This is a genomic window from Legionella qingyii, from assembly GCF_003184185.1.
In genome coordinates this window covers 90,554-114,207 of sequence record NZ_QHJG01000031.1, presented here as the reverse complement: position 1 = coordinate 114,207, position 23,654 = coordinate 90,554, and the positions used below count along the sequence as shown (strand labels likewise).

Sequence of the window (23,654 nt, the reverse complement as noted above, 5' to 3'; positions counted from 1 at the left end):
GCTAGTGGGCGAAGGTTCAAATCCTTCCGTCCCGACCAATCCCAGTAAGGGTTTCCAGAAGAGCCCAAGGATTTCGAAACCGGTACCAAGAGTGGTACCAAAATCTTTTTTTAATTTTAGGGTTCTTCTGGAAACCCTTACTGGGATTGGTCGGGACGGAAGGATTTGAACCTTCGACCACTAGCACCCCATACTGCAAACTATAGATTTAATTGGAATAATATTTTTATACCTTTTCAGTCAAAAAACCTTGATACATAAAGATGTAAAGCATATCATAAATATCAATCGATAACATCCAATAACATTCAAAAACACCATAAAGTACCCAGTGAAGTAACCAGTAAAAGGAACAACATGGTCAGATTTACCGATACCTACATCAAAAACTTAAAATCATCAGACAAGCGTATTGAACTATTTGAAGGAGATGGTTTTGGAATATTTGTATACCCTACTGGTACAAAAACCTGGGTATACCGCTACAAAATAGATGGAAAAAAGGACCACATTACCATTGGTAATTATCCATCAGTTAGTTTAGCAGATGCAAAAAGACAGTTCATGGATTTAAGGGAAATAAAAAGAAGCGGCAGTAACCCTAAAAAGATCATGATTACCCAAAAAGAAGAGCGATTTACTGTCAAAGATCTTGTTACAAATTGGTTCGATAATTACATCAAACGCCACCGAAAATGCCCTGAACAAATAGAGCAATTAATTAAGGCAGATATAATACCAATGCTTGGAAACATAGAGGTTGAGGAACTTAAAACAAAAGATATTACTTGGTCGTTAGATAAAATCGTTAATAGAGGCTCCCCTGTCCATGCCAATAAAGTTCTCAGTGCACTTAAACAAGCGTTTAATTATGCTGTTAGCCGGGGAGAGCTTACGGTCAACCAGGCAGCAAACATCCGTGCCCGTGATATTGGTGGGGTGGAAAAGCCAAGAGAGCGACATCTGACATTAGATGAAATTAAACAGCTCTGGCAATTCTTAAATAATGGCAAGCATGGCGTCTCTTTACAAATCACCAATGCCATTAAAATATTACTACTAACTGGCGTCCGCACCGGCGAACTAAGAATCGCCAAATGGAAAGAGTTTGACTTTGAAAACTCTCTATGGACTATCCCCGCTGCAAACACCAAAACTGGCATCACCATGCGTGTCCATTTAACCGAACCTGTCAAATCCTTATTTCTGGAGCTTTACCATTGCAATATAGGGGATTATGTAATCAGCGGCGCAGACGGTATAAACCCAATCAGCGACAGAGCACTACCCAAAGCAGTCAATCGTTTACAAGAAAGAGTCGGAATCGAAAAATGGACGGCTCACGATCTGCGCCGAACATTTGCAACCCAGCTGGGTGAAACATTAAATATTGATCCCGTTGTCATCGAAAAATGTCTAGGACATAAGATGCCTAAGATTATGGCTACTTATAACAAAAATGAGATGTTACCACAGAGAAAAGACGCCCTGGAGAAATGGTCAGACTATATAATGAACTTAGTTTCTGAAAATGTAGTTCTGTAAAGGGTAGATCGTATTATTTTTTGACAATGTACAACTTTATTGGTACACTTAATTATGATGAAAAGAGTTGAGTTTATAGCTTATGAAGGTGAAGCTTATACCATTGAATGGTATTTTGATGACAAAAAGCATAGTGATGCATTGGAATATTATAACAGCTTAGATAAATCCGAAAAAATTCAGCTGTTAAAATTATTAAAACGAATGGGAGATAATGGAGAGATTAAAGATAAAACAAAATTCAGGAATGAAGGTGATAAAATTTATGCTTTTAAGCCACAACCTGAGCGTTTTTTATGTTTTTTCTATGAGGGTAAGAAAATTGTTATTACCAATGGCTTTTGCAAAAAACAACAAAAGCTACCCACTAACGAAAAAGATAAAGCGATAAACAGTCGAAATGATTATATTAGTCGTGTAGAGCGAGGTAAATATTATGAGTAACAAACCACTATCAACGTTCGAACGAGAAATGCAAGATCCTGCTTTCAAAAAACAGTTTGAAGAAGAATACAAAGAGTTTCTATTGTCTGAAATTATTCGCGAATTAATGGAAACCAGCAAAAAAAGCGTCAGAAAACTAGCCAATGAGTCAGGTCTTTCCACTACAGCCATACAAAACTTGCGATCAGGCGTACAAGAAGATATGAAATTAACAAATTTTCTTAATGTATCTCATGCCTGTGGCTATAATATTGTTTTAGAAAAAAATGGAAAAAAAATCTGTCTTTAATAGTAACATCATAACTCTTCTTTATTACTATGTATTAATCTGCTTAAATAGACTGATCTTTAGCGCTAGATCTAATGCAACCAGGGCCACAAAGCCGGCTCCTGCCCCCAGTTTGAGGTATTACCTTGATCTGGGTACTGATCCGCTCCTTCAAAGCCTGTACGTGCGAAATTACACCAATAAGTTTGCCGTCCTGCTGCAGACTTGAAAGAGTTTCCAATGCAGTATCAAGAGCTTCATCATCAAGCGTGCCAAAGCCCTCATCCAGGAATAGAGAATCCACCCGGACTTTCTTGCTTGCCATATGGGATAAACCAAGTGCCAAGGATAAACTGACGATAAAGCTCTCACCGCCTGATAAATTTTTCGTAGACCTAATTTCACCAGCCTGATAGTTGTCAACTACATTTAGCTCCAGAGGCTGAGCGTCATCATGGAGTAGTAAATAGCGGTCAGTCATTTTTTGCAGTTGTCGATTGGCATGACCAATCATCATTTCAAAGGTCAACCCTTGGGCAAAGTTGCGATACTTCTTGCCATCAGCAGACCCGATCAATTCGTGCAAGTTTCTCCACCGCTGGCACTCTTTTTTCTGGACTTCTATAACCATTTGCTTTTCTTTTATCTGCTCTTTTGCAGCCATATTTTCACTTAGTCTGTGCTTGAAACCTGCAATGATATCCCTTGTCTCTCTCAGTGATTTTTCATAATCCTTGAATTCAGGTTCGAGTTCATCCAGTGGTTTGTCAGTAAATTTTCTAGCCATTTCAGTGGCTAAGCGCGTTTCTCTATCTTTTTGTCTAGCGTTAAGTTCTGTTTGACGTTCATCCAATCTCTTAGCCTGCGCAGCTAGATCATCTCTCTGCACAGGAGACAATCTGGCTTCTATAAACTTTTCTTTATTAGTAAACCCCAGAGAGACATGAGCCGCAGAAAATTCAGTTTCTAATCTTCTTAACTCATGCTCTTGCTGGTCAATGCGTTTTTTCAGGGATTCAATGTAGGACTTTACAGTATTCCATTTTTTCTGGAGTTCATTATGTTGATCTCTAGCTTGTTTTTCAGCACTTTCCGCATCAGAAACAGCCTTATGCAAAAGAAACTCCTCATTATCGGGATTTTTGTCACCATATATCGCTTTTCGTTCTTCCTTTACAGCGATGAAATCCTTGGTCATTACTTCCAAGCGTGATTGCTTTTCAGCCAGGGCTATACTTTGAGTGTCAATGACTCCATCCAGACGACTCATCTCACTTTCGAATGCAGCAATCCGTTTCTCATAATCAGTTCTTTTCGTAGTCTGAGATTGCCATGCATCCAACCGTGCCTGTAAGACCTCCAATATTACCGAAATATTGTCATCAGAGAGCTCCGAAATGCCTAGTGGCAGGAGTTTAGCAGACAAAGTCTCCCTGCGTTCTGTAAAATTGGTATGGAGTTTTTCTAAAGACTCCATTATATTTGCTAGGGTTTTATCTGTTGATTTCTTCTCATTATCTGCTGCTATCTCCTGCTTTTCAGCATCCATCAGATTCTTACGTGCCTCAATCACATTCTCTTCAAGCTTCTTAATAGATATTTCCTGCTCCTCAGCCTTGTTAATAAGCTCAGTCAAAGCTTCGATCTTCTGTTCAGATTTATCTGAAGTAGGAATATTGCCTTCTGCGAATGGGTGCTCTTTTGCACCACATAGTGGGCAAGGTTTGCCATCCTCCAATTTAAGTCGATGTTCTTCAAGTTCCGCTATTTTTGCTAGAAAAGCAATTTCACGTAACAAAGTTTCTTTCTCTATACGGTATTCACGTAACAGTCTACCCCCCAATAACTGACTCAAAGTATCTTTGCCTTGCTGTAGTCTTGTTGAGGCGTCAACTAGCTCCTTCCTCAGAATATTGCATTGATTCTGGCAATCATCAAATGACTTTTTCGCCAATTGCAAGGCAGTTATGGTTTTATCACGGACAATTTCTTTTTCAACAATTTCCTTTTGTTTAGAAATTAGGCTACCTAGCTGTTCTTCAATACCAGCAAGACCGCCGATAAGCCATTCATCTTGGATATGCTCTTTTAAATAACAGTTAATAAGTTCCAGAGCCCTTTGGACTCCAGTACATTTTTCCTGCTCCATTTGTTTGGCTTTTTTATCTTCAGCTATCTTGGTCGCATCTTTCTTACAGTTAACATCAACTTCCAAAACAGCTTTTTCTTGTTCGGCAAGCCGCTGATCTAGGGAACGAATCTTCTGCAATATAGGTGCAGCAGATTTAAATGCTTCTTTGGCTATAACTGTTTTTTGCTCAGCCAATTTCAAGTATTCAGCCTTCTCCTTGGCAGATACTTCTAATTCAGGAAGAATATCTTCTTCCTTCTTCAGTGCTATTTGATCTTCACTCTGTTGTTTTTGAAATGCAGTTAGTGTTGCGTATACACCATCAAGAGATGCTGCTTTTAAACTCTGGGTAAGTTTGTCACGATTCGGTTTGAATGCTTCAAGATCAGTATGCAATATGTTGGATTCATCAACTAGGTTATATAAGTCCCTCTTTAATCCATCTATGGTAGTTAGCCATGAAATATCTTTTCCTATTTTCTCGATCCTGGCGGTAAGTTCTGCTTCTTCTTTTTGTTTTGCCTCGAGTGCCTGCCCTATCTCATTTTCCTGATCAGGTTCCAAAATTACAATTCCTGCTGTTTCAGCCTGAAGAATATCCAGTTTCTCTCGTTCTTCACGTTGACGTTCATGAACACGGATAGATATTTGGCTGTAAACCTCTGTTCCGGTAATTTGTTCCAAGATTGGAGCTCTTTCATTTGGATCAGCCTGTAGAAACGCAGCGAAACCGCCTTGAGCTAACAACATTGATCTGGTGAACCGGTCAAAATCCATGCCGGTAGCTAATTCGATTTGATCAGCTACACCCCTGATCTTGGATTCAAAGATTTCACCAGAATCTGCGTTAGAAATCTCGTGCTTAGGAGGCTGCAGTTCACCATCAGTTTTGTTACGCGCTCTACGTTGACTCCAATGACACCGATATCGACCGGTCTGAGTTTCAAACGACACCTCAGCAAAACATTCACCAGTCTGACGGGACATAATTTCATTTCCACTCTTGCTTATCTTATTCAGGCGAGGCGTCCGTCCATAAAGAGCAAGGCAAATAGCATCAAGAATCGTTGTCTTACCTGCACCAGTGGGTCCGGTAATAGCAAAAATGCCATCGGACGTGAAAGCTGGGTGTGTTAAGTCGATTTTCCATTCACCGACCAGCGAGTTCAGATTTTTAAAACGCACCTGCAATATTCTCATTGGTCGCCTCTTTATTCAGCCTGCACATCGTCTTCATAGAGAGACGAAAGCGTTTCTTGGTAGGTCAGGATCAGTTCCTGTCGTTGATCTTCTGGTATATCATGAACAGATAGACATCGCTCAAACACAACGTTCACATTCAAATCATCCAGTGTATCCTCTTCATGAATTTGTTTCAGCACACGATCTATGATCCGATTGTTTTTTACTCGAAGAATTTCCAATTGTGTGCCTGAAATAATAGTTTCCAAGCGCTCCTGCAGATCACCAATAAGTTCATCGCCTTCGTAAATAACTTCAACCCAGCATTTTGAATCTATTACTTTCAATTCGAGAATGCGATTTGAAATATCAACCCAGTCCCCTTTGACACGCTCAAGTTTCTGAAACACGGGAACATCAATCAGCTGTGTGGATGTTTCATTACTGTGAAATACTACCTGGCAAACACTCTTCTGCTGTTTTGCTTCTCCAAATCCCATAGGCAAAGGAGATCCGCTATAGCGTATAATTTCTGAATTGTTGACCTTCTGCGGTACATGCAGGTGGCCTAGTGCCAAATAATTGAAGCAGGTCGGGAAAATACTAGCCGTTACATGAGCCAGGGATCCAACATAAAGATCTCGCACACCATCACCATCAAAGGTTTGCCCACCGGCCGTAAACAAATGTCCCATGGCTACGATAGGAATATTAACCCCTAGTTCATTGCGCTTCTGTTCAGCCAAGACAGCGACATTAGCATAGTGATTGCGGATACCTTCAATCAGCTTCCGTTCCTTATCTTCTATACTCTCGCCAACTTCCGCCACACGGATATCTTTATCTCGAAGGTATGGCACAGCACAGACAATCACTTCTGGGGTACCCTGCTTATTTCGAAGCACCAACACCTCATCTTCAAGATCCTCAGAGATACTACCAACCACGTGAACATTAAGGACTTTAAGTAACTCCTTGGGTGCATTCAGGAAAGATGGTGAATCGTGGTTGCCTGCGATAACGACCACATGCCGGCAGGATGAGCTGGCAACCCTACATAGAAATCGGTAATAAAGTTCCTGAGCTCGATTACTCGGTGCCGTGGTATCAAATACGTCCCCCGCTATCAGCAAGACATTGATTTCATTATTATGAATCGTCTCAGCAAGCCAAGTTAAAAAAGCATCGAATTCTTCATAACGTTTTCTACCATAAAGGATTCGGCCTAAGTGCCAGTCGGATGTATGGAGGATTCTCATTTAACTTCCTGCAATTTCTTACTGCACTCATCGACGATATATTCAGGTACAAGGTCAAATTGTGTAGGGTCTAGCTGACATATAAATTCGTTCTCAATATGATATGTTTCGTTGATAAATTTTTGAATAATCGAATTTTCAATGTCTATACCAATAAGTCTAAACACTTGTAACTTTTCATATCCGTTTTGGCAGTCATGGTACAAGAATTTTAAACTATTCGTATCTGATATATTTCTGAGCATATTCTCGTAGTCAAATCCAGGTAGATTTTTTCTTATTTCATCAATACCATTAGAAAGCTTGGCAGGATCCATCTCAGGATATTTACCATCTCTACCTAGTGGCTCCCTTGAATCAAGAGGTTTTTTTCTTTTGTGAAACAGATTTGATAAAACCTGATATGCCTCACCATGATCATCCATAATCTCATAATAACGTCTTAGGTATATAAGCTTAATAATATTGTCACAATCTGAGTTGACAGCAGTTTGGCATATTTGAGCAAATGTTTTTATGTCCTTTTCACAGATTGATCGCTCATGCACATGACCACTATTGTATCTGAGATAAGTGGCTGTGACCTGATTGCTAAACTGCTTTTTTACTGATTTAAGCGTGTCAATTATGGGTTCTATGTCATGCGTTAACATCAAAACCGTTTTGCCTTTTAGGCATGATACTCCATCACGTCGGAACAACATTTCTAATATCGCAAACTTTTTATTCTTATCAAAAGACGATATTGGGTCATCCAATATTATCAAATCAGGTGCCTTTGCCAAACATTCATACATGAATAACACAATAGCAAAGGCATTTCTTTCACCGAAACTAAGATGCTGATGCCCACCACTTAGATGTTGACTATGGTCAACATGCAACAGCTTAAGTTGAGATCGCCCATGCTCTCCAGCAATTTCCACTTTATAGCGATAGCCAGCATATGCTAAGAAACTATTGATATCCGCCTGATGCTTTTCAATGAGTTTTTGTATTTCTTTTCGCTGTCTATTGATTTTACCCTGTAATTCCCCAGCTTGTGTTATTAGTACATCTAGCGATGAATTTATTGATGTGATAGTCGCTTGCGTTTTAACTGAGTTAAGGTGAGATAAAAAATGCAAATCTAGTTTATAGGATATTAGCTTCTCTGCAACTTTTTCGCCTTCCTTAAAATGAAAACTTGAAAGGGTTCTCACATCCTCTAGCTTTTGAACCAGAGTATCAATTTGATTCTTGAGCTCGACGATAAAGTTCTCATGCTCTTTTTCAAGGCCCTCTTTTAATGAAGTAATGATTTCTAAGTTTTCTTTCGCATTTACTGAGAAATATTCACCCAGTTTATCAAGAACATCGATTATTCCAACAAGATTCTTTATCACATTTTTATCGTATTCTTGACTTACTCTTCTGATTTGCTCTTTCTTGCCTGTCGAGTCAGTTGAACAAAATGGACAAGCGGTTGATAAAGTTGAATATTCTAAATGGCCTTTGGTTTGCCAATCAATCCAATTGACGCTTTTGGGGCTTTGAATGAATGGCTGATATGGTTCAAGCCCTTGAGGTATGTTCGTTATTTTGTTTCCAACTGATAGTCCCTTCATTCCAGCTGAAGACTTTGAAAGTTGACCTGATGCTGTCAGTTTAAATGCATCGCTTAGCCCCTTAAGATTCGAAATCAACGTTTCTAAATCTGAATTGTTTGTAAATTGCTGCCGGATAGTTTGCACGATACTAGCTATTTCTTGTTCTATCGCCCTATATGCATCCGTTCTAATGAATATGTCGAAGCTATTACTTACTAGTTCTTCCGGCTTAAAGGTAAACTGGTTAACATAATCTTCATTAAAACACATTATATTTCGAATCTTTTCCATGCAGCTTACTATCGGTTGCAGGTTATTAGGATTACTATCCCTATACTTAAAAGGCATCAAGTCAGCTAAAAGATCCTTATCTCCAGCTGAAAAGCATTGTAATGCCTTGGCAATAGTACTTTTCCCAGTTCCATTATGTGCAAATTTGATATTAAGTTTATTCTTAGTAATCGTTATTTTAGCTGAATCGATATTGTTACAGTTTTGAATTTCTACATTCATCTAATTACCTGGTTACATTTTATTAATAAAAGATTACAAACTGATATTAGAATTTTAACCCATCCCCGCATTTTCATTTATGTGTTTAACTAAATCAATCAACCGTCTACTCGTTTTATCATCAAATACCCCTGCTATCCCCAAATTATGAATATTCGTAAATGGCGTTTCAAATAATACCTTAGGCTCCATGGTGCCATTCTGTACAAGAAATTCAATGACCTCATTGAGGAAGGCTATTTGATCAGGCTCTAATGGCACTTTTGATAGAAATTCTGCAAAGGCTTCTTTAGCTGCTTTTCGACTCAAGCCCACAACAGAGCGAACTAATACGCCTAAAGGTTTTTCACCAAAGATTTTTTGATAGTCCTCTTTTGGAATTACGCCACATTCTGAAAAAAGAATATCTTCTAGAGCGGCAATGTCAGTAGGAGTAACTGGTTCATTATTTCTTAATCGCCGAATAGTGATATGATTTTTGTGATCATTGATAAATTTCCGCACTTTCTCTCTATAATCCTTTAAATTAGAATCGCTTTTCACCAAATCATATACTGCAGAACCTTCCCTAATTTCATCGGCAAAATTAGTATAAACGTTGATTAGAACAGTTTCTTTATCTAAAAATCTTGTCAGATCTCGAAGGCATACTCTTACCTGCTCGAGTAAAGGCAAAGAAACATCCGCCCACCATTGTTCAGTTTGCAAATCTAATATTAACTCCATTTGATTTGCGACATTAGGAATGTTTGATTTGTCTTCTAGCCCCTTCGCTATCTCAATGATTTGTGATTTGTATTTCTCTTGTGCTCTGCTATTTTGCAAAATAGCTATCTGAATATTCAAAATCAGTAAATCAAATCGACGGCAAAGCTCATCATCATTGTCTATTGAAGGCAAGCCACTAAGCTTACTTCTAAGTGTATTTATGTCATCTTCTTTCAAAATATCCCATTGGTCTCGCTTGGCATATTTTTCAACATTTGCTCGTTCTTTTCGAACAATAAAATTGTCTATATTCATAGTGGTAACAACTTCATGTAGCTGATTTTTTAGAGTTCCACTAAAACTTTTAAGTGCATCATTAACAATATTTGTATTTTCTAAAGCTGTTATTAGGTCTAATCGACGATTAAATATTTTCTGCTTAACAGACTCTTGAATACTGGAATCATACCCCTCTGGATTAGTATCAAAAAATTCCAGATTCTCACAATAATCAAAAATCACAAATTCCTTTTTATCATTTCCTGGACCGAATAAATCCTCACAGGGTCTAGTGCCACGTCCTATCATTTGCCAGAACTTTGTTCTGGAGCGAACCAGCTTGAAAAAGACTAAGTTCACAACTTCTGGAACATCAATACCGGTATCAAGCATATCCACTGAAACAACGATAAAAGGATCTTTTGTTTTAAGGCTAAACGCATCAATTAAACTTTGTGAGTATTTCACTGAATGATCAATTCGACGGCAAAACTTACCTGCCAGATGCGGATAATTTTCATCAAACTGTTGGACTATAAACTGAGCGTGTGTTTTATTTTTAGCAAAGATAATGGTTTTACCGATTTTATCTCCGCCCTCAACTTTGATTCCATGTTCCATCAAATGCATCAGAACTTTATTGACGGTATCTTTATTAAACAACCATTGATTCAAAGCTGAAGAGCCGATTTCTTCTTTTAGATCGCCCGTTTCCTTATCATAAAACTCCTCCTGCAATTCATACTCTTCTTGTTCTTCAATAGAAAGTTCGTTGTATTTAATTCCTTCTCTTTGGAACTTCAATGGTACCGAAATAGCGCGAGGTGGTACAAGGAAACCGTCTTTGACTGCTTGCTCTAACTCATAAGCATAAGTTGGTTGATGATTATCAAGTTCAAACAATTGATATGTGTTTCTATCAACTTCTCCACGGGGTGTAGCCGTTAATCCAAGTAGCAGTGAGTCAAAATAATCAAAAATGGCACCATATTTTTGATAAACAGACCGATGCGCTTCATCGATAATGATCAAATCAAAATGGTTTACACTAAATGTTTGGCTCTGCTTTTTCTTGGTTCCGTCAATACAATTAAGCATGGTTGGGTAGGTTGAGAATAATATTCGCGCTTCCTCTTGTTTCTTACCCAAGAGATTGGCGAGGCTGACATGAGGAAGATTTTTCTTAAACGCTCGACTAGCTTGAGTTAATAAAGCGGTTCTGTCAGCTAAAAATAATACCTTCCTTACCCAATTAGCCCGCAATAACATATCGACCAAGGCGATGGACAAACGAGTTTTGCCCGTACCAGTTGCCATGACGATTAAACTTTTGCGTTTACGATTATCTCCAAAATGTTGCATGACGCGAGCTGCAGCTTCTATTTGGTAATATCGACCAGCAATCTCTGTCTTAGGCTGCATCAAGTTTAACGATTGACGACTCTTACGCTGATTGATTTTCCATTGTAATTCATCTTTAGTGGCAAAGCCCTGCACTTCTCGTGGAGGATAAAAAGTATCATCCCACATCCATGTCTTATACCCATTAGAAAAATAAATAATCGGACGCTGACCATGATGCTGCTCTAAACAATTAGCATAAAGCTCCGCTTGTCGACTTCCTGTTTGTGGATCTACTTTTGTTTTTTTGGCCTCAACTAATGCAAGTGGTTTGTTATCATCGCCCCAAAGCACATAATCAACATAGCCCGTACCATCATTTTTACCGGAGACCGTAGGCATACAGTTTAAAACTTCGAATTCCTCAGCATTTTTTCCTTTCGGATCCCAACCCGCTTCTCGTAACATGACATCTATCATCAATTCTCGAGTTTGTGACTCCGTGTATTCATTGCTGCTAATCGTTTTCCTATTGGCTTTCTTAACGTCCTGAAGTAATGCTAATTGCTCTTTTATGGCGGCAAGTTCTGCCTCTGTTTGAGTTAGCTTAGCTCGAGCAGCCTCAGCTGCTTTATCTTTTGCTTCTAAGTCAGCTTGAATTTTTTCAATCTCATGTTTGGAAAGTTTAGGTGTATCTTCTTGCGCTTTAGGAAGATAAGTTACTTGGAATTGTTCGGGTTTTGCGCCGCCAGTAGAATAGACCCGCGCCATCCAGCCTAAGAATTGATGAAGTGCAACGGTTGCTTTTAAACCTTCTTGAGGCGAAATATTCTCGTCACCGTGTACTGCGATATTCCCTAATCGGTGAATAAATTTAATATCAAAAAACAAACCTCTTTGGATCATATTCGAAAAGCTTGGCTCATGAATCATAGAGGCTAGATTTAATTCATAGGGTGATTTTATAGTTGAATCATTAGCAAATAACCATTTTAGCGCTAATTCTAATGTTCGGCGTGCATAGATTGCCGCGGCTCTAGGATCACGCAAAGCATAGCTTTCCACAAATTTGGCATCCTGGAGTAAGAAGTCCCAATGCTCAGATAAAAATGAAAAATTGCTCTGCTCCATCCTATTGTATCCTTTATGCTAATTCTGTTTCTGATTGTTTGCTTAATTCACCTCTAAATGCTTTTTGCGTTAATGCATTAAAAAGCTTATCTAATTCATTATATGCCAGGTTATCTTTCTGTAATTTCTTTACTGCTTTTGAAAAGAACTGTGTATACTTCTTTTGTTCAACTATAGGTGGAAGTAAAATTTTAATATTAGATAGTTTAGATTTGCTAACCATCCCTTTCATACTATTAGTTGAAGCATTCTGGATTATTCCTTTATTAAATAAGAGCTGGGCATATAGAAAATAAAGCAATATTTTTTCATTGGGTATGATTGCATTAATTTGTTGATTGAATGCAACCTCTCTATCTGTCATTGCTATATTACCTATGCAGTTTTTACTTCCTGCTATACAAGTTATTAGAATAGAGTTTTTCGGAGCACACCTACCGACCAATTTACCTTCTTTGGAAAGATACTCTTCTGCTTTTGTTAAATAGTGGAATGGGGTATTTATGTTATCTGATTTAATCCATTCAATTTCGGAGCCATAATATTGCTCTTTTTTTCTTGAGGGTGTGTTTCCTGTTATTATTTTTCCTATATCTGAAATATTGACCAACTTAAATCCTTTTGAGTTTGAGACTGGATCACCAAACATATCCAAAAAAACTGAGCGTAAGAGTTGTTCGCTAAGTTCGATGGCTTGTTGGCGTTTACGTCGCACTGCATCCGCCTTATCTAAAATTGCAGCAATACGTTTTTGTTCCTTTAGTGCTGGTAAAGGAACTTCTAACTCTTCAATGTGTAAACGACTTATCTGTTTGAAAGTAGAGCCAGTGCCCTTTTTTTGGAGTTCATCTTTATACGATTGAAGAAAATGCCAAAGATAATTTTTATCAACTTTATCTGGTAGAGGTCTTAGTCCAGCAACTCCTCGTCCCAAACAATATTCGTCATCACTCCAATTTAAATCACCTATAGTTGCCCTTATACATAGAATTAAGTCGCCTACTTGGGATAAGCGCGTAGGTTCTACAGTATGCTTTTTAGGATTTGGAGTACTTATGCCAAAATCGCCAGCACCAGCAATTAATGGATAGCCTTCAGCAACATCATTGTATGAACTACCTTTAGGTGCTTGCCCCATTGAAATATTACATATTTTAGATAACTTAATTTTGGGGATCATCATATCTACCTTTATCTGTAATATTAAAACGCACTTCATTCAGATAGCTTGAGCAGTTAGGCATGTTCATATAACATTCCCCTCAATTCCTTCAAGTCCCTCTGGATATCCAACTCCAAGTCATCAAGCTTATCTAAAATAACCTGCGGCGCATCATAGGCTACTTCTTCATATTCAACTTCTTTGTAACGATTGATGGAAAGATCATATTTATTCGTCGCAATATCTTTTTTATCAACGACGAAAGCTTTACCTTTTTTATCGAAAAAATCACCCTCACCTTCCTTGTATTGGTGATATTGTTCAATGATGTCAGGTATATCATTAGCTTGAATAGGCTCTCTCTTATCATCTAAACTAAAACCATCTGCTTTCATATCATAAAACAAGACTTTATCAGTGCCACCCGAATCAGTGCGCGTAAAAATCAATATGGCGGTAGATACCCCTGCATAAGGTTTAAATACACCAGATGGCATGGAGATAACAGCTTCTAACTTTTGTTCTTCGACTAAGGCATGTCTTAATTGTTGATGCGCCGTAGATGAGCCAAACAATACGCCATCAGGCACAATACAAGCACAACGGCCACCTAGTTTTAATTGTTTTATAAATAAACTGATAAATAGCAATTCTGTTTTTTTAGTCTTGCTTACTTGGAGCAAGTCTTTTGCAATACTTTCATGATCTAGTGATCCTTTAAAAGGTGGGTTAGCCAGAATAAGCGTATAGGCATCACGTTTATCAGCATGGTCTTCGCTTAATGAGTCCCTATCTTCAATAATTGGATTTTCAATACCATGTAAAGTCATGTTCATGGCGCCAATGCGTAACATTGAAGAATCGAAGTCTGAGCCATGGAACATTTGATTGTTAAAGTGATCTTTGAGTTTTTTATCACGATTGATTTCTTTGTGGTGCTTTTCTAAATATTCCGCAGCAGCAACCAAAAAGCCACAAGTACCGCAAGCAGGATCACAAATAATATCCTGTGGTGTTGGCTTTGTTAACTCAACCATCAGTTTGATAATGTGTCTCGGTGTACGGAATTGTCCATTTTTACCAGCAGTCGCTATTTTGGAGAGCATGTATTCATATAGGTCACCCTTTGTATCCCTGTCATGCATGGGGATATGCTCAATCATATTCACGACTTTATCAAGCAAGGCTGGGGTTGGAATAATAAATACAGCATCAGTCATAAACTTTGTATACGAACTACCAGCACGTCCATTAAGTGCTTTAATAAAAGGAAAAACTTCATCTTTAAATACTTCAAATTTTCGTTTAGGCTCGAAATCCTTAAACCTTGACCAGCGTAAATGCTCCTGTCCCTCTTCAAAGATAGGATCTGTAATCTCTTCACCTAATAAGTGGGCTTGTGCTTCCCTTGCTGTGTGAATCTCATCTAACCTTTTAGCAAAAAGTAGATAAGTAATTTGTTCAATAACAGATAGAGGATTTGATACACCACCTGACCAGAAAACACTCCAAATCTGATCCACTTTATTTTTGATTTCACCTGTAATCATTTGATTCTCTTATTAAAATTCTGCTTATTCCATATTTAACTTTGTTGTTATTTAGCTTTTTGCTCTTGGTTTTTAATCCATTGATCAATTTCGCTTTTACGAAAACGCCATGCAGCCCCTACTTTGAAGCCTGGTATTTTACCTTCCGAAGCAAACCTATAAGCAGTTTTTTCAGCTATTTTCAGATAGTTAGCCAAATCCTTAATAAGCATTATGTCGTTGTCAGTCATAGGAACATAACCCATTTATATGGAATTTAGTTGAAAATAGTTGAAAATACGGGGGATTTCAAGCTGTTTTTTTACCTCTACTTCTGCTGGTAGAGAAAAAATATTCTTAATAGATAGACTTACATTTTTTATTAGAAAAAAGACGTTCTAAGAATATGTGAGCTATGATGATAGGTATATTAAGTTAATTAGTATGAACGAATTTTTTGGATCACTTTACCAACAATATCTATTTCAAGACCATCAGCCACTTTAATATTTGGCCAATTATCATTTAACGTCAGAAGTTCGAATTCAGGTGAGGTAAAAGACAATTTCTTGTATTGGCAAACGATGACTTCTGATTTATTAGCTACTTTAACTACAACATAATCCCCTGGTTTTGGTGAGATCAAAGTATCTATTATTAGTACATCATTCACTCTAATTTCAGGGAGCATACTTTCATCTGTCATTTTCAGCGCGAATGCTTCCTTACTTAATTCTGGCAATAGCTTTATGCTAACAGAAATAAAAACCACATCATTAGATAACTCACAGTCAGAATCAGCATTGATATACATTTTTGCATCACAAGCCTGACGCGAATCCAATAGCGGAATCAAATGACTAGGGCTTTGTGTTTTTTTAATTTGCATCTCATCTGACAAGCACATTAAAAAAGCTGGCGAAACATCCAATGCATGTGCCAGCTGTTTGATTTCTTCTGGGCCAGGTGCGCGCGTTCCTTGTTCCCAATTGGTTAAGCGGGTTTGTTTAAGACCACCAGCAAGGTCACCAAGCTCTTTTAGTGTCAAGCCTTTTGCCTTTCGAGCCTCGAGAAGGCGTCTGCCAATTTCTTTTTTAATGTTTAGCTCAGCCAAATTCGCCTCATAAAAATAAGTTCAATCATTGATTTATCACGTAATGTGATATATATTCTCTTTAAAATCACTAATAGTGATATTTTTAAGTGTATTTTCATAAAGATTATCACATTATGAAAATAAAAACGAGGATTTAACAGGGATATACACCCATGATGGATTTCGTCATTAATAGTGATGAGTTGGCGGCAATGAGTGGTTTACCTCATATCCAGCAGCTGGCTTACCTTAGAGGAATAAGACCGTATATGGATGTGAAAACAGGAATAACAGGTATCAAGCGGCGAGTTAGTTATCAGTCGATATCTGAGCAGCTTTATATCGAGCCACATCAAGGAATTAAAAGTCAAAATTTTTCACGAGATCAAGTGCGTCGTGCAATTTCAGGTTTGGTACGTGCGGGCATTATTGAGATTCAATCTGAAGGCATGCAACTCATTTTAAAATGTCTCTTAGCTTCAAAGCATTATTCTGTCCAAAATAAAGCCGCCATAAACCCACCACAGAAAGCCACCACAAACCCGCACGAGATAGCCCTTGTAAATACTGAATTTTCTGAGGATACAGATATAAAAGCCGACATAGACGAACCCCAAAAAGCCGCCACACCTCTTATAAAAGAAAATAATTATATTTATTTATTACGCCAATTCGACAATTTCTGGCTTATGTACCCCGAAAAAAAGTCACGTGATCGTGCTTTTGAAATTTTCCAACAAATCAATCCCGATGAGCATTTACTGCAAACCATGTTGCAAGCACTCGATAGCCAAATCAAAGCCCATAAAGCAAAAGAAGCGCATGGTGAGTGGGTCCCTGCCTGGAAATTTCCAGCGAATTGGTTGTCACAAAAATGTTGGGAAGATGAAGTCACAATCGAATTAAAGCAGGAGAAAAGGAATGAGAAGCATCGCGCAAGTACTGGAACAGCCCATGACCCCTTCTGGAACGAAGACACAGAAGACTCAGCAAGCTCCGCAGAGGATGAATACCAGCAAACCAATGTCGTCAGCTTGCAATGGTACCGACAAGCGGATTGAGAACTTGTTTACCCGCTTTGCGGTCTTTTATGGGCATTTGTGGCGCAGTCAGTTTAAGAGCGATGGATTTTTGGAGTTTGCTAAAAAAGAGTGGTCGGAAGGATTGGAGCAATTTAGCGATGAGGTTTTGAATCAGGCCATTTTAGCTTGTCGGGATCATTGTGACATGCCGCCGAGTCTGCCGCAGATGATTGGTTGTTGTCGTGACATCAAACGGCGGAATACTTTTTATGTCGCAGGTGAAGCACATCAACCAGCAAGCCAAGCTGTGGTTGAAGAGAATATCCGGCAATGCAAAAGCCTACTTACTTAAATAAAAAGAGGAGAAGCACTATGTTACTTTTAACAAGAAAAGTCGGGGAATCCGTGGTTATCGGTGAAGATATTTACTGCACGGTCCTTGGATACCAGCATGGAGAAATTTGTCTTGCTTTTGATGCCCCCAAATCCCTCCCAATTCATCGAGAAGAAATTCAACGCAGAATTAACCGAGATCGTCAAAAGGATGAATGGTATCGCGAACCTGTACCTAATCAAGAAAGCGTTGTAGATCGCTTAATCAATAAATTTAAACACGAGATGAGTCCAGCATAGAACCATCAACAATAACATGAGGTTACTCAATGATAGATCTGGTTGAACAAGGACTAACGGTTAAAGACCGTGCCAAAGAGAAGCTGAAGCGTGATTTAGGTGGTTTGATTGAAGGGGCGCTTAGCGATCCCAAAACGGTAGAGATCATGTTGAATGCAGATGGCAGGCTTTGGCAAGAACAGCTTGGTGAAACCATGCGTTGCATAGGGAATATCAATGCAGCACGTGCCGAATCCATCATCAAAACTGTTGCCGGTTTTCATGGAAAAGAAGTGACTCGTATGAAGCCTTTGCTAGAGGGAGAGTTACCTCTGGATGGCTCACGTTTCGCCGGACAACTGCCGCCAGTTGTTTCAAGTCCAACCTTTGCCATCCGCAAAAAAGCGTTATCGGTTTTTACCCTCAATGACTATGTTCAGTCAGAAATTATGACACAAGCCCAATGCGAGGTGATTAAACAAGCTGTCTCTTCACACCGAAACATTTTAGTCATTGGCGGCACAGGTTCTGGCAAAACCACATTAGTGAACGCCATTATCAGTGAAATGGTGATTCATGCGCCTGAAGAACGTATTTTTATCATTGAAGATACCGGTGAAATCCAATGTGCAGCAAAAAATTGTGTCCAATACCATACCACGCTTGATGTCAGCATGACCCAGCTTTTAAAAACCACTCTCAGAATGCGCCCAGATCGAATCATTGTTGGTGAAGTTCGGGGTAGTGAAGCACTTGACTTGCTGGATGCTTGGAACACAGGACATGAGGGAGGAACAGCCACGTTGCATGCCAATAACTGTCTTGCAGGACTTCATCGGTTGAAATCACTCATCACCAGAAATCCGGCAGCACCCTCCGAAATTGAACCTTTAATAGGCGAGGCTGTTCATTGTGTCGTGCACATTTCAAGAACCCCACAGGGACGACAAATTCAAGAAATAATTAATGTCCATGGTTATGAAAACGGACATTACAACATCGAAAAACTTATTTAAGGAGAAAAAGAATGAATCAAACAACTCTGTTTAATCAAAAGAATTACTGGATAATGGGATTAATCGTTTTATTTTTGTTGTTAATCACTCATCCAGCCGCGGCCTCCTCTGCAGGTGGAGGACTTCCCTTCGACTCATGGCTAACTAAAATTCAAAAATCCATTACAGGCCCTTTTGCCTTTAGTGCTGCCATTATTGGATTGGTTGCAGCAGGTGCGACGCTTATTTTTGGCGGTGAATTAAATGGATTTATGCGATCCCTTGTCTTTTTTGTGTTGGTACTCTCATTTCTGGTAGCAGCTCAAAATACCATGACGGCAATTACTGGCAAAGGTGCTGAAATTTCTAAGCCATCTGTTGAAATCGTTGCAACGGAGACTCATCGATGAGTCTTCGTACCATCCCCATACGCCGATGTGGAAACCGCCCCAGTCTGTTTATGGGCGGAGACCGTGAGCTAGTCATGTTCTCAGGACTTTTGTCAGCCATTCTAATCTTTGCAGCTCAAGACTGGCTGGCAGCATTTGCAGGTTTAGTCATGTGGTTTTTATCCTTGAAAGGGCTTCGTTTAATGGCCAAATCCGACCCTTATATGAGGGCTATATATTTAAGACAGAGACGTTACCAGGCTTACTATTCCGCCCGTTCGACTCCTTTCAAAATAAATAAAAGAGGTTATCAATGATTGCCTTAATCACCTTTTTAATCAGCACCACAGGGCTTTTACTTTTAAGCCTCCTGTTTTGGGAAATTCGTCTGAAAAGCCGTCGTAAATATCATTTAAAAAAGCATCGCCATAATTCAGGAGGCACGGCAGATTTACTCAATTATGCCTCAGTGGTCGGTGATGGGGTGATCGTCGGTAAAAACGGCTCTTTTATGGCGGCTTGGCAATACCAGGGCGAAGATAATGCCAATACCACGGATGAGGCTCGTGAGATGGTCTCGTTTCGAATCAATCAGGCATTGGCTGCCATGGGCAATGGCTGGATGATTCATGTAGATGCAATGAGATGCGCGGCTCCCGGCTATAGTGAGCGGGGTCATTCTCATTTCCCAGACGCAATTTCTTTAGCAGTTGATGAGGAAAGAAGAAGACTTTTTGAAAGCATGGAAACCCTATATGAGGGGTATTTTGTGATTACGTTGACCTGGTATCCGCCAGTGATTGCCCAAAAGCGTTTTGTGGAATTGATGTTTGATGACGAAGGATTGAATCTCAGCCAAAAGGCAAAGACGCATCAACTGATAGAAGAATTCAAACAAGCCTGCAGAAACTTTGAATCGCGACTAAGTTCAGCCCTTAACCTCGAACGACTGAAAGCGGAACAACATAGTGATGAATATAACAATACCGTACTTCAAGACAACTTCTTAAGACACTTGCACTATTGTGTCACAGGACTTAACCATCCAGTCAATCTTCCTAAAAACCCAATTTACCTTGATGCATTAATCGGTGGTCAGGAATTAACATCGGGTATCACGCCTAAAATTGGGCGGAAGTTCATTCAATGTGTGGCGATTGAAGGTTTTCCAATGGAGTCTTACCCTGGCATTCTAACTGCCTTAACTCAATTGCCAGTTGAATATCGCTGGAGTTCTCGATTTATTTTTATGGATCCACATGAAGCGGTGGCGCATTTCACCAAATACCGTAAAAAGTGGAAACAAAAAGTCAGGGGATTTTTCGACCAGGTTTTTAACACCAATTCAGGTGTGATTGATGAAGACGCGCTCAATATGGTGAATGACGCACAATCAGCCATTGCTGAAACCAATTCAGGAATGGTGGGTCAAGGCTATTACACCTCGGTTGTCATTTTGATGAACGAAGACCGTGAGTTAGTTGAAAAAGCAGCGCTTTTGATTGAAAAGAACATCAATGCCTTGGGATTTACGGCAAGAACAGAAACCATTAATACCATGGATGCCTTTATGGGCAGTCTTCCAGGACATGGTGTTGAAAATATAAGACGGCCTTTAATCAACACCATGAATTTGGCTGACTTGATACCGACCTCCAGCATTTGGACCGGCGAAAACAAATCCCCTTGCCCACTGTTTCCACCACTATCCCCTCCATTAATGCATTGTGTCACCACGGGGAACACACCCTTTCGGCTGAATCTTCATGTAAGAGACTTAGGACACGGTATTATGTTTGGTCCTACACGCTCCGGGAAATCGACTCACCTAGGTTTAATTGCACTATCCTGGCGCCGCTACAAAGATGCACGGATTTATTCATTTGATAAAGGGATGTCCATGTATCCAACGTGTAAGGCCAGTGGAGGAGAACATTACACCATTGCTGATAAAAACTCGCACCTCTCATTTGCACCATTACAGTTTTTATCAACCAAAGCAGATAGAGCTTGGGCTATGGAGTGGATTGATACGATTCTTGCCTTAAATGGGTTAAATACTAGCCCAGCTCAACGCAATGAGATTGGTCATGCCATCATGAGCATGCATCAGAGTGGCTCTAAAACCGTATCTGAATTAGTCATGACCATTCAAGATGAACCCATCCGTGAAACCTTGAAACAGTACACCATCGATGGATTGATGGGGCATTTATTGGATGCCGAAACCGATGGTCTAGGGCTGTCCTCATTTATGACCTTTGAAATTGAGCATCTTATGGGGCTGGGTGAGAAATTTGCTTTACCAGTATTGCTGTATCTGTTTCGACGTATTGAAACATCACTGGATGGCAAGCCAACCCTGATTTTACTCGATGAAGCATGGCTGATGTTGGCACACCCGGTATTTAAAAACAAAATTGCTGAATGGCTTGATTCAATGGGCAAGAAAAACTGTGTGGTGTTTATGGCAACGCAACATTTATCACATGCCGCGAATTCTGGAATTTTAGACATCATAGTTGAATCAACCGCCACAAAAATCTTTTTACCTAATCTCTATGCACGAGATCCTGAAACACGCCTGATCTATGAACGGATGGGGTTAAACCCACGCCAGATTGACATCATTGCATCAGCTCAACCCAAGCGTGATTACTACTACGTCAGTGAAAAAGGACAGCGTCTTTATCAATTGGCTTTAGGTCCATTGGCGTTAGCATTTGTGGGTGCCACAGATCCTGACTCCATCGAACGAATGAAACAGCTTGAGGCTCAACATGGCGCTGAGTGGGTTTCATATTGGCTTTTAGAAAAAGGAATTACGATGAATCAATTTGGAGAAGCAGCATGAACCAAATAAAACAAAAGTTAAGCCTTAAAAAGAAAAAAAACAACTTAACAGATAATCCTTATCTCAATGCCAAAAGAGCCTGGAATTTTCATACTGCAGGTCTTATGAAATCATTACAGATATGGCAATTGGTAAGTCTAGGTAGTCTTTTAATCACTTTGGCTGCTATTGGTGGGCTCATAACGATTGGAAGTCAGTCCAAATTTATCCCCTTGGTATTTCAGCAGGATGCCAGCGGCAATACACTTTCAGTCACTCGCGCAGATCGTGTCGGTGATGCAAGTATCGATGATTACCGAGCGGCTGCAGCCCATTTCATTGAAAACATTCGAATGGTCAGTGTAGATGTCGCACTGCAGAAAAAGGCTGTATTTCAAGTTTATTCCTATTTGAACCAAAACGATGCAGCATTGACCAAAGTTCAGGAATTTTACAGTGACAAACAACACTCCAATCCATTTGACCGTGCAGCTCATGAAATCGTCAGTATCGAGATTCGTTCAGTCCTGCAGGAATCTGCCGATACCTGGCAGGTTGATTGGGTCGAGACAGTAAGAAACCGTGACGGAACGCTCAAAGAAAAGCCCGCCCAGATGAAAGCACTTGTGACCATGTATCAGGATGGTGAGCTCAATGATGCATCTAATGAATCGATTTTAAAGAACCCTCATCTGATTTATGTCCGCGATTTCAATTGGTCTTATGACTTAAAGAATGGAGAAAATGCATGAAAAAAATAATTCTTTCCTTTGGTTTGATGCTTCCTTTGACAAGCTTTGCTGTGGATAACTCTGAGCTGGCTAACTTCTATTTTTCTAAAAGCATCCCTGCATTATCGAATCAGGAAAAGCAGGCTTTAAGCATTGCAGAAGAATGGCAGAAGGGTGACAAAACCAGCAAGCCATTCCACTCTTCCGATGGCTCAGTAAGTTTTGTTTATGGTTCAGGTCAAATCAGGGTGGTATGCGCACCATTACAGATTTGCGACATTGCGTTGCAGTCTGGTGAGCAGCTTAACGATATGAATGTCGGCGATCCACGTTTTCTCGTTGAGCCTTCTATTACGGGTTCAGGTATGGAGCAACAAATTCACTTGTTAATTAAACCCAAAGATGTTGGGCTAGATACTTCTCTAGTCGTTACTACAGACAGAAGAACCTATCATTTTAGGTTGAAGTCCGATCAAAACGAGTTTATGCCCTATGTCTCTTTTACTTATCCAGATGATGCAAAAGCCAAATGGCGTTTGATTCAGCACATGCAAGCACAACAGCGAAAAGCCAATACCTTCACAGAAACCAACGAATATTTAGGCGATCTTAATTTCAATTACAGGATACAAGGCAATTCCCGATTTAAACCGGTTCGGGTTTATAACAATGGTGTGAAAACCATTATTGAAATGCCTGGAAGCATGTCTGAAAGCGAAGCCCCTGCACTACTGGTCTTAAGAAATGGTGGTTTGTTTAAAAAACCAGAATCGGTGATGGTCAATTATCGCCTGCAGGGCTGCCGATATATTGTTGATAGTGTGTTCGACAAGGCAATACTGATTATCGGAAGTGGCTCTTCTCAAGAAAAAATTACCATTACGAGGTGCTAGAG

At 39.5% G+C, this 23,654-nt stretch carries 20 protein-coding genes; 12 read left to right on the top strand and 8 right to left on the bottom strand.

Translation table 11 applies throughout. From position 1 onward, the window contains the following. Positions 1 to 357: 357 nt before the first annotated feature. The 3 genes from DGG96_RS16575 to DGG96_RS16565 are packed head-to-tail and all read left to right on the top strand — an operon-like array spanning position 358 to position 2,278. Positions 358 to 1,545 carry a tyrosine-type recombinase/integrase gene (locus DGG96_RS16575; RefSeq protein ID WP_110142741.1) on the top strand — a complete coding sequence of 396 codons (1,188 nt, stop codon included), beginning with the start codon at positions 358 to 360 and terminating at the stop codon, positions 1,543 to 1,545. 54 nt (positions 1,546 to 1,599) lie between these two features. Then, a complete protein-coding gene (locus DGG96_RS16570) occupies positions 1,600 to 1,989 on the top strand; it encodes a type II toxin-antitoxin system RelE/ParE family toxin (protein WP_110142742.1) in 390 nt (129 codons plus the stop codon). Beyond that, complete coding sequence (locus DGG96_RS16565) at positions 1,982 to 2,278, top strand: hypothetical protein (RefSeq protein ID WP_110142743.1); 297 nt, start codon at positions 1,982 to 1,984, stop codon at positions 2,276 to 2,278. Before DGG96_RS16570 ends, DGG96_RS16565 begins: the two co-directional genes overlap by 8 nt. A gap of 43 nt (positions 2,279 to 2,321) precedes the next feature. On the opposite strand, the gene DGG96_RS16560 is transcribed toward DGG96_RS16565, so the two are convergent. The 8 genes from DGG96_RS16560 to DGG96_RS16525 form a co-directional block, all read right to left on the bottom strand. Further along, positions 2,322 to 5,588, bottom strand: coding sequence for an AAA family ATPase (locus tag DGG96_RS16560; protein WP_110142744.1), 3,267 nt, complete (start codon positions 5,586 to 5,588; stop codon positions 2,322 to 2,324). A gap of 11 nt (positions 5,589 to 5,599) precedes the next feature. Next, on the bottom strand, positions 5,600 to 6,829 hold the full coding sequence (locus tag DGG96_RS16555) for an exonuclease SbcCD subunit D C-terminal domain-containing protein (RefSeq protein WP_110142745.1): 1,230 nt from the start codon (positions 6,827 to 6,829) through the stop codon (positions 5,600 to 5,602). Next, a complete protein-coding gene (locus tag DGG96_RS16550) occupies positions 6,826 to 8,931 on the bottom strand; it encodes an AAA family ATPase (protein ID WP_110142746.1) in 2,106 nt (701 codons plus the stop codon). The genes DGG96_RS16555 and DGG96_RS16550 overlap by 4 nt, the downstream gene beginning before the upstream one ends. 54 nt (positions 8,932 to 8,985) lie before the next feature. Then, on the bottom strand, positions 8,986 to 12,390 hold the full coding sequence (locus tag DGG96_RS16545; protein WP_110142747.1) for a DEAD/DEAH box helicase family protein: 3,405 nt from the start codon (positions 12,388 to 12,390) through the stop codon (positions 8,986 to 8,988). A 13-nt stretch (positions 12,391 to 12,403) separates the two neighbouring features. Then, positions 12,404 to 13,573 carry a restriction endonuclease subunit S gene (locus tag DGG96_RS16540; protein ID WP_158618880.1) on the bottom strand — a complete coding sequence of 390 codons (1,170 nt, stop codon included), beginning with the start codon at positions 13,571 to 13,573 and terminating at the stop codon, positions 12,404 to 12,406. Between the two features lie 53 nt (positions 13,574 to 13,626). Next, positions 13,627 to 15,102 (bottom strand): type I restriction-modification system subunit M, encoded by a 1,476-nt coding sequence (locus DGG96_RS16535; protein WP_110142749.1) that lies wholly within the window; start codon positions 15,100 to 15,102, stop codon positions 13,627 to 13,629. A 47-nt stretch (positions 15,103 to 15,149) separates the two neighbouring features. Then, on the bottom strand, positions 15,150 to 15,332 hold the full coding sequence (gene mads1, locus DGG96_RS16530; RefSeq protein ID WP_110142750.1) for a methylation-associated defense system helix-turn-helix domain-containing protein MAD1: 183 nt from the start codon (positions 15,330 to 15,332) through the stop codon (positions 15,150 to 15,152). 188 nt (positions 15,333 to 15,520) lie between these two features. After that, positions 15,521 to 16,195: a LexA family protein gene (locus DGG96_RS16525; protein ID WP_110142751.1), complete on the bottom strand. Its 675-nt coding sequence runs from the start codon at positions 16,193 to 16,195 to the stop codon at positions 15,521 to 15,523. A 158-nt stretch (positions 16,196 to 16,353) separates the two neighbouring features. Here DGG96_RS16525 and DGG96_RS16520 point away from each other — a divergent pair, with 158 nt between their 5' ends. The 9 genes from DGG96_RS16520 to trbG are packed head-to-tail and all read left to right on the top strand — an operon-like array spanning position 16,354 to position 23,652. Beyond that, the gene (locus tag DGG96_RS16520) at positions 16,354 to 17,238 is read left to right on the top strand and encodes a hypothetical protein (RefSeq protein WP_110142752.1); all 885 of its coding nucleotides are present in this window, start codon (positions 16,354 to 16,356) and stop codon (positions 17,236 to 17,238) included. Positions 17,239 to 17,242: 4 nt separating this feature from the next. Beyond that, the gene (locus DGG96_RS16515; protein ID WP_110142753.1) at positions 17,243 to 17,551 is read left to right on the top strand and encodes a Vir protein; all 309 of its coding nucleotides are present in this window, start codon (positions 17,243 to 17,245) and stop codon (positions 17,549 to 17,551) included. A 20-nt stretch (positions 17,552 to 17,571) separates the two neighbouring features. Next, on the top strand, positions 17,572 to 17,832 hold the full coding sequence (locus DGG96_RS16510) for a carbon storage regulator (protein ID WP_110142754.1): 261 nt from the start codon (positions 17,572 to 17,574) through the stop codon (positions 17,830 to 17,832). A gap of 29 nt (positions 17,833 to 17,861) precedes the next feature. Beyond that, the gene (trbB, locus tag DGG96_RS16505; protein ID WP_110142755.1) at positions 17,862 to 18,827 is read left to right on the top strand and encodes a P-type conjugative transfer ATPase TrbB; all 966 of its coding nucleotides are present in this window, start codon (positions 17,862 to 17,864) and stop codon (positions 18,825 to 18,827) included. 11 nt (positions 18,828 to 18,838) lie between these two features. Next, positions 18,839 to 19,216: a TrbC/VirB2 family protein gene (locus DGG96_RS16500; protein ID WP_110142756.1), complete on the top strand. Its 378-nt coding sequence runs from the start codon at positions 18,839 to 18,841 to the stop codon at positions 19,214 to 19,216. Further along, the gene (locus DGG96_RS16495; RefSeq protein WP_110142757.1) at positions 19,213 to 19,512 is read left to right on the top strand and encodes a conjugal transfer protein TrbD; all 300 of its coding nucleotides are present in this window, start codon (positions 19,213 to 19,215) and stop codon (positions 19,510 to 19,512) included. The genes DGG96_RS16500 and DGG96_RS16495 overlap by 4 nt, the downstream gene beginning before the upstream one ends. After that, complete coding sequence (locus tag DGG96_RS16490) at positions 19,509 to 22,049, top strand: VirB4 family type IV secretion/conjugal transfer ATPase (RefSeq protein ID WP_110142758.1); 2,541 nt, start codon at positions 19,509 to 19,511, stop codon at positions 22,047 to 22,049. Before DGG96_RS16495 ends, DGG96_RS16490 begins: the two co-directional genes overlap by 4 nt. After that, on the top strand, positions 22,046 to 22,780 hold the full coding sequence (locus DGG96_RS16485; protein WP_110142759.1) for a conjugal transfer protein TrbF: 735 nt from the start codon (positions 22,046 to 22,048) through the stop codon (positions 22,778 to 22,780). Before DGG96_RS16490 ends, DGG96_RS16485 begins: the two co-directional genes overlap by 4 nt. After that, positions 22,777 to 23,652 carry a P-type conjugative transfer protein TrbG gene (trbG, locus tag DGG96_RS16480; RefSeq protein ID WP_110142760.1) on the top strand — a complete coding sequence of 292 codons (876 nt, stop codon included), beginning with the start codon at positions 22,777 to 22,779 and terminating at the stop codon, positions 23,650 to 23,652. Before DGG96_RS16485 ends, trbG begins: the two co-directional genes overlap by 4 nt. The last annotated feature ends 2 nt before the right edge of the window (positions 23,653 to 23,654 follow it).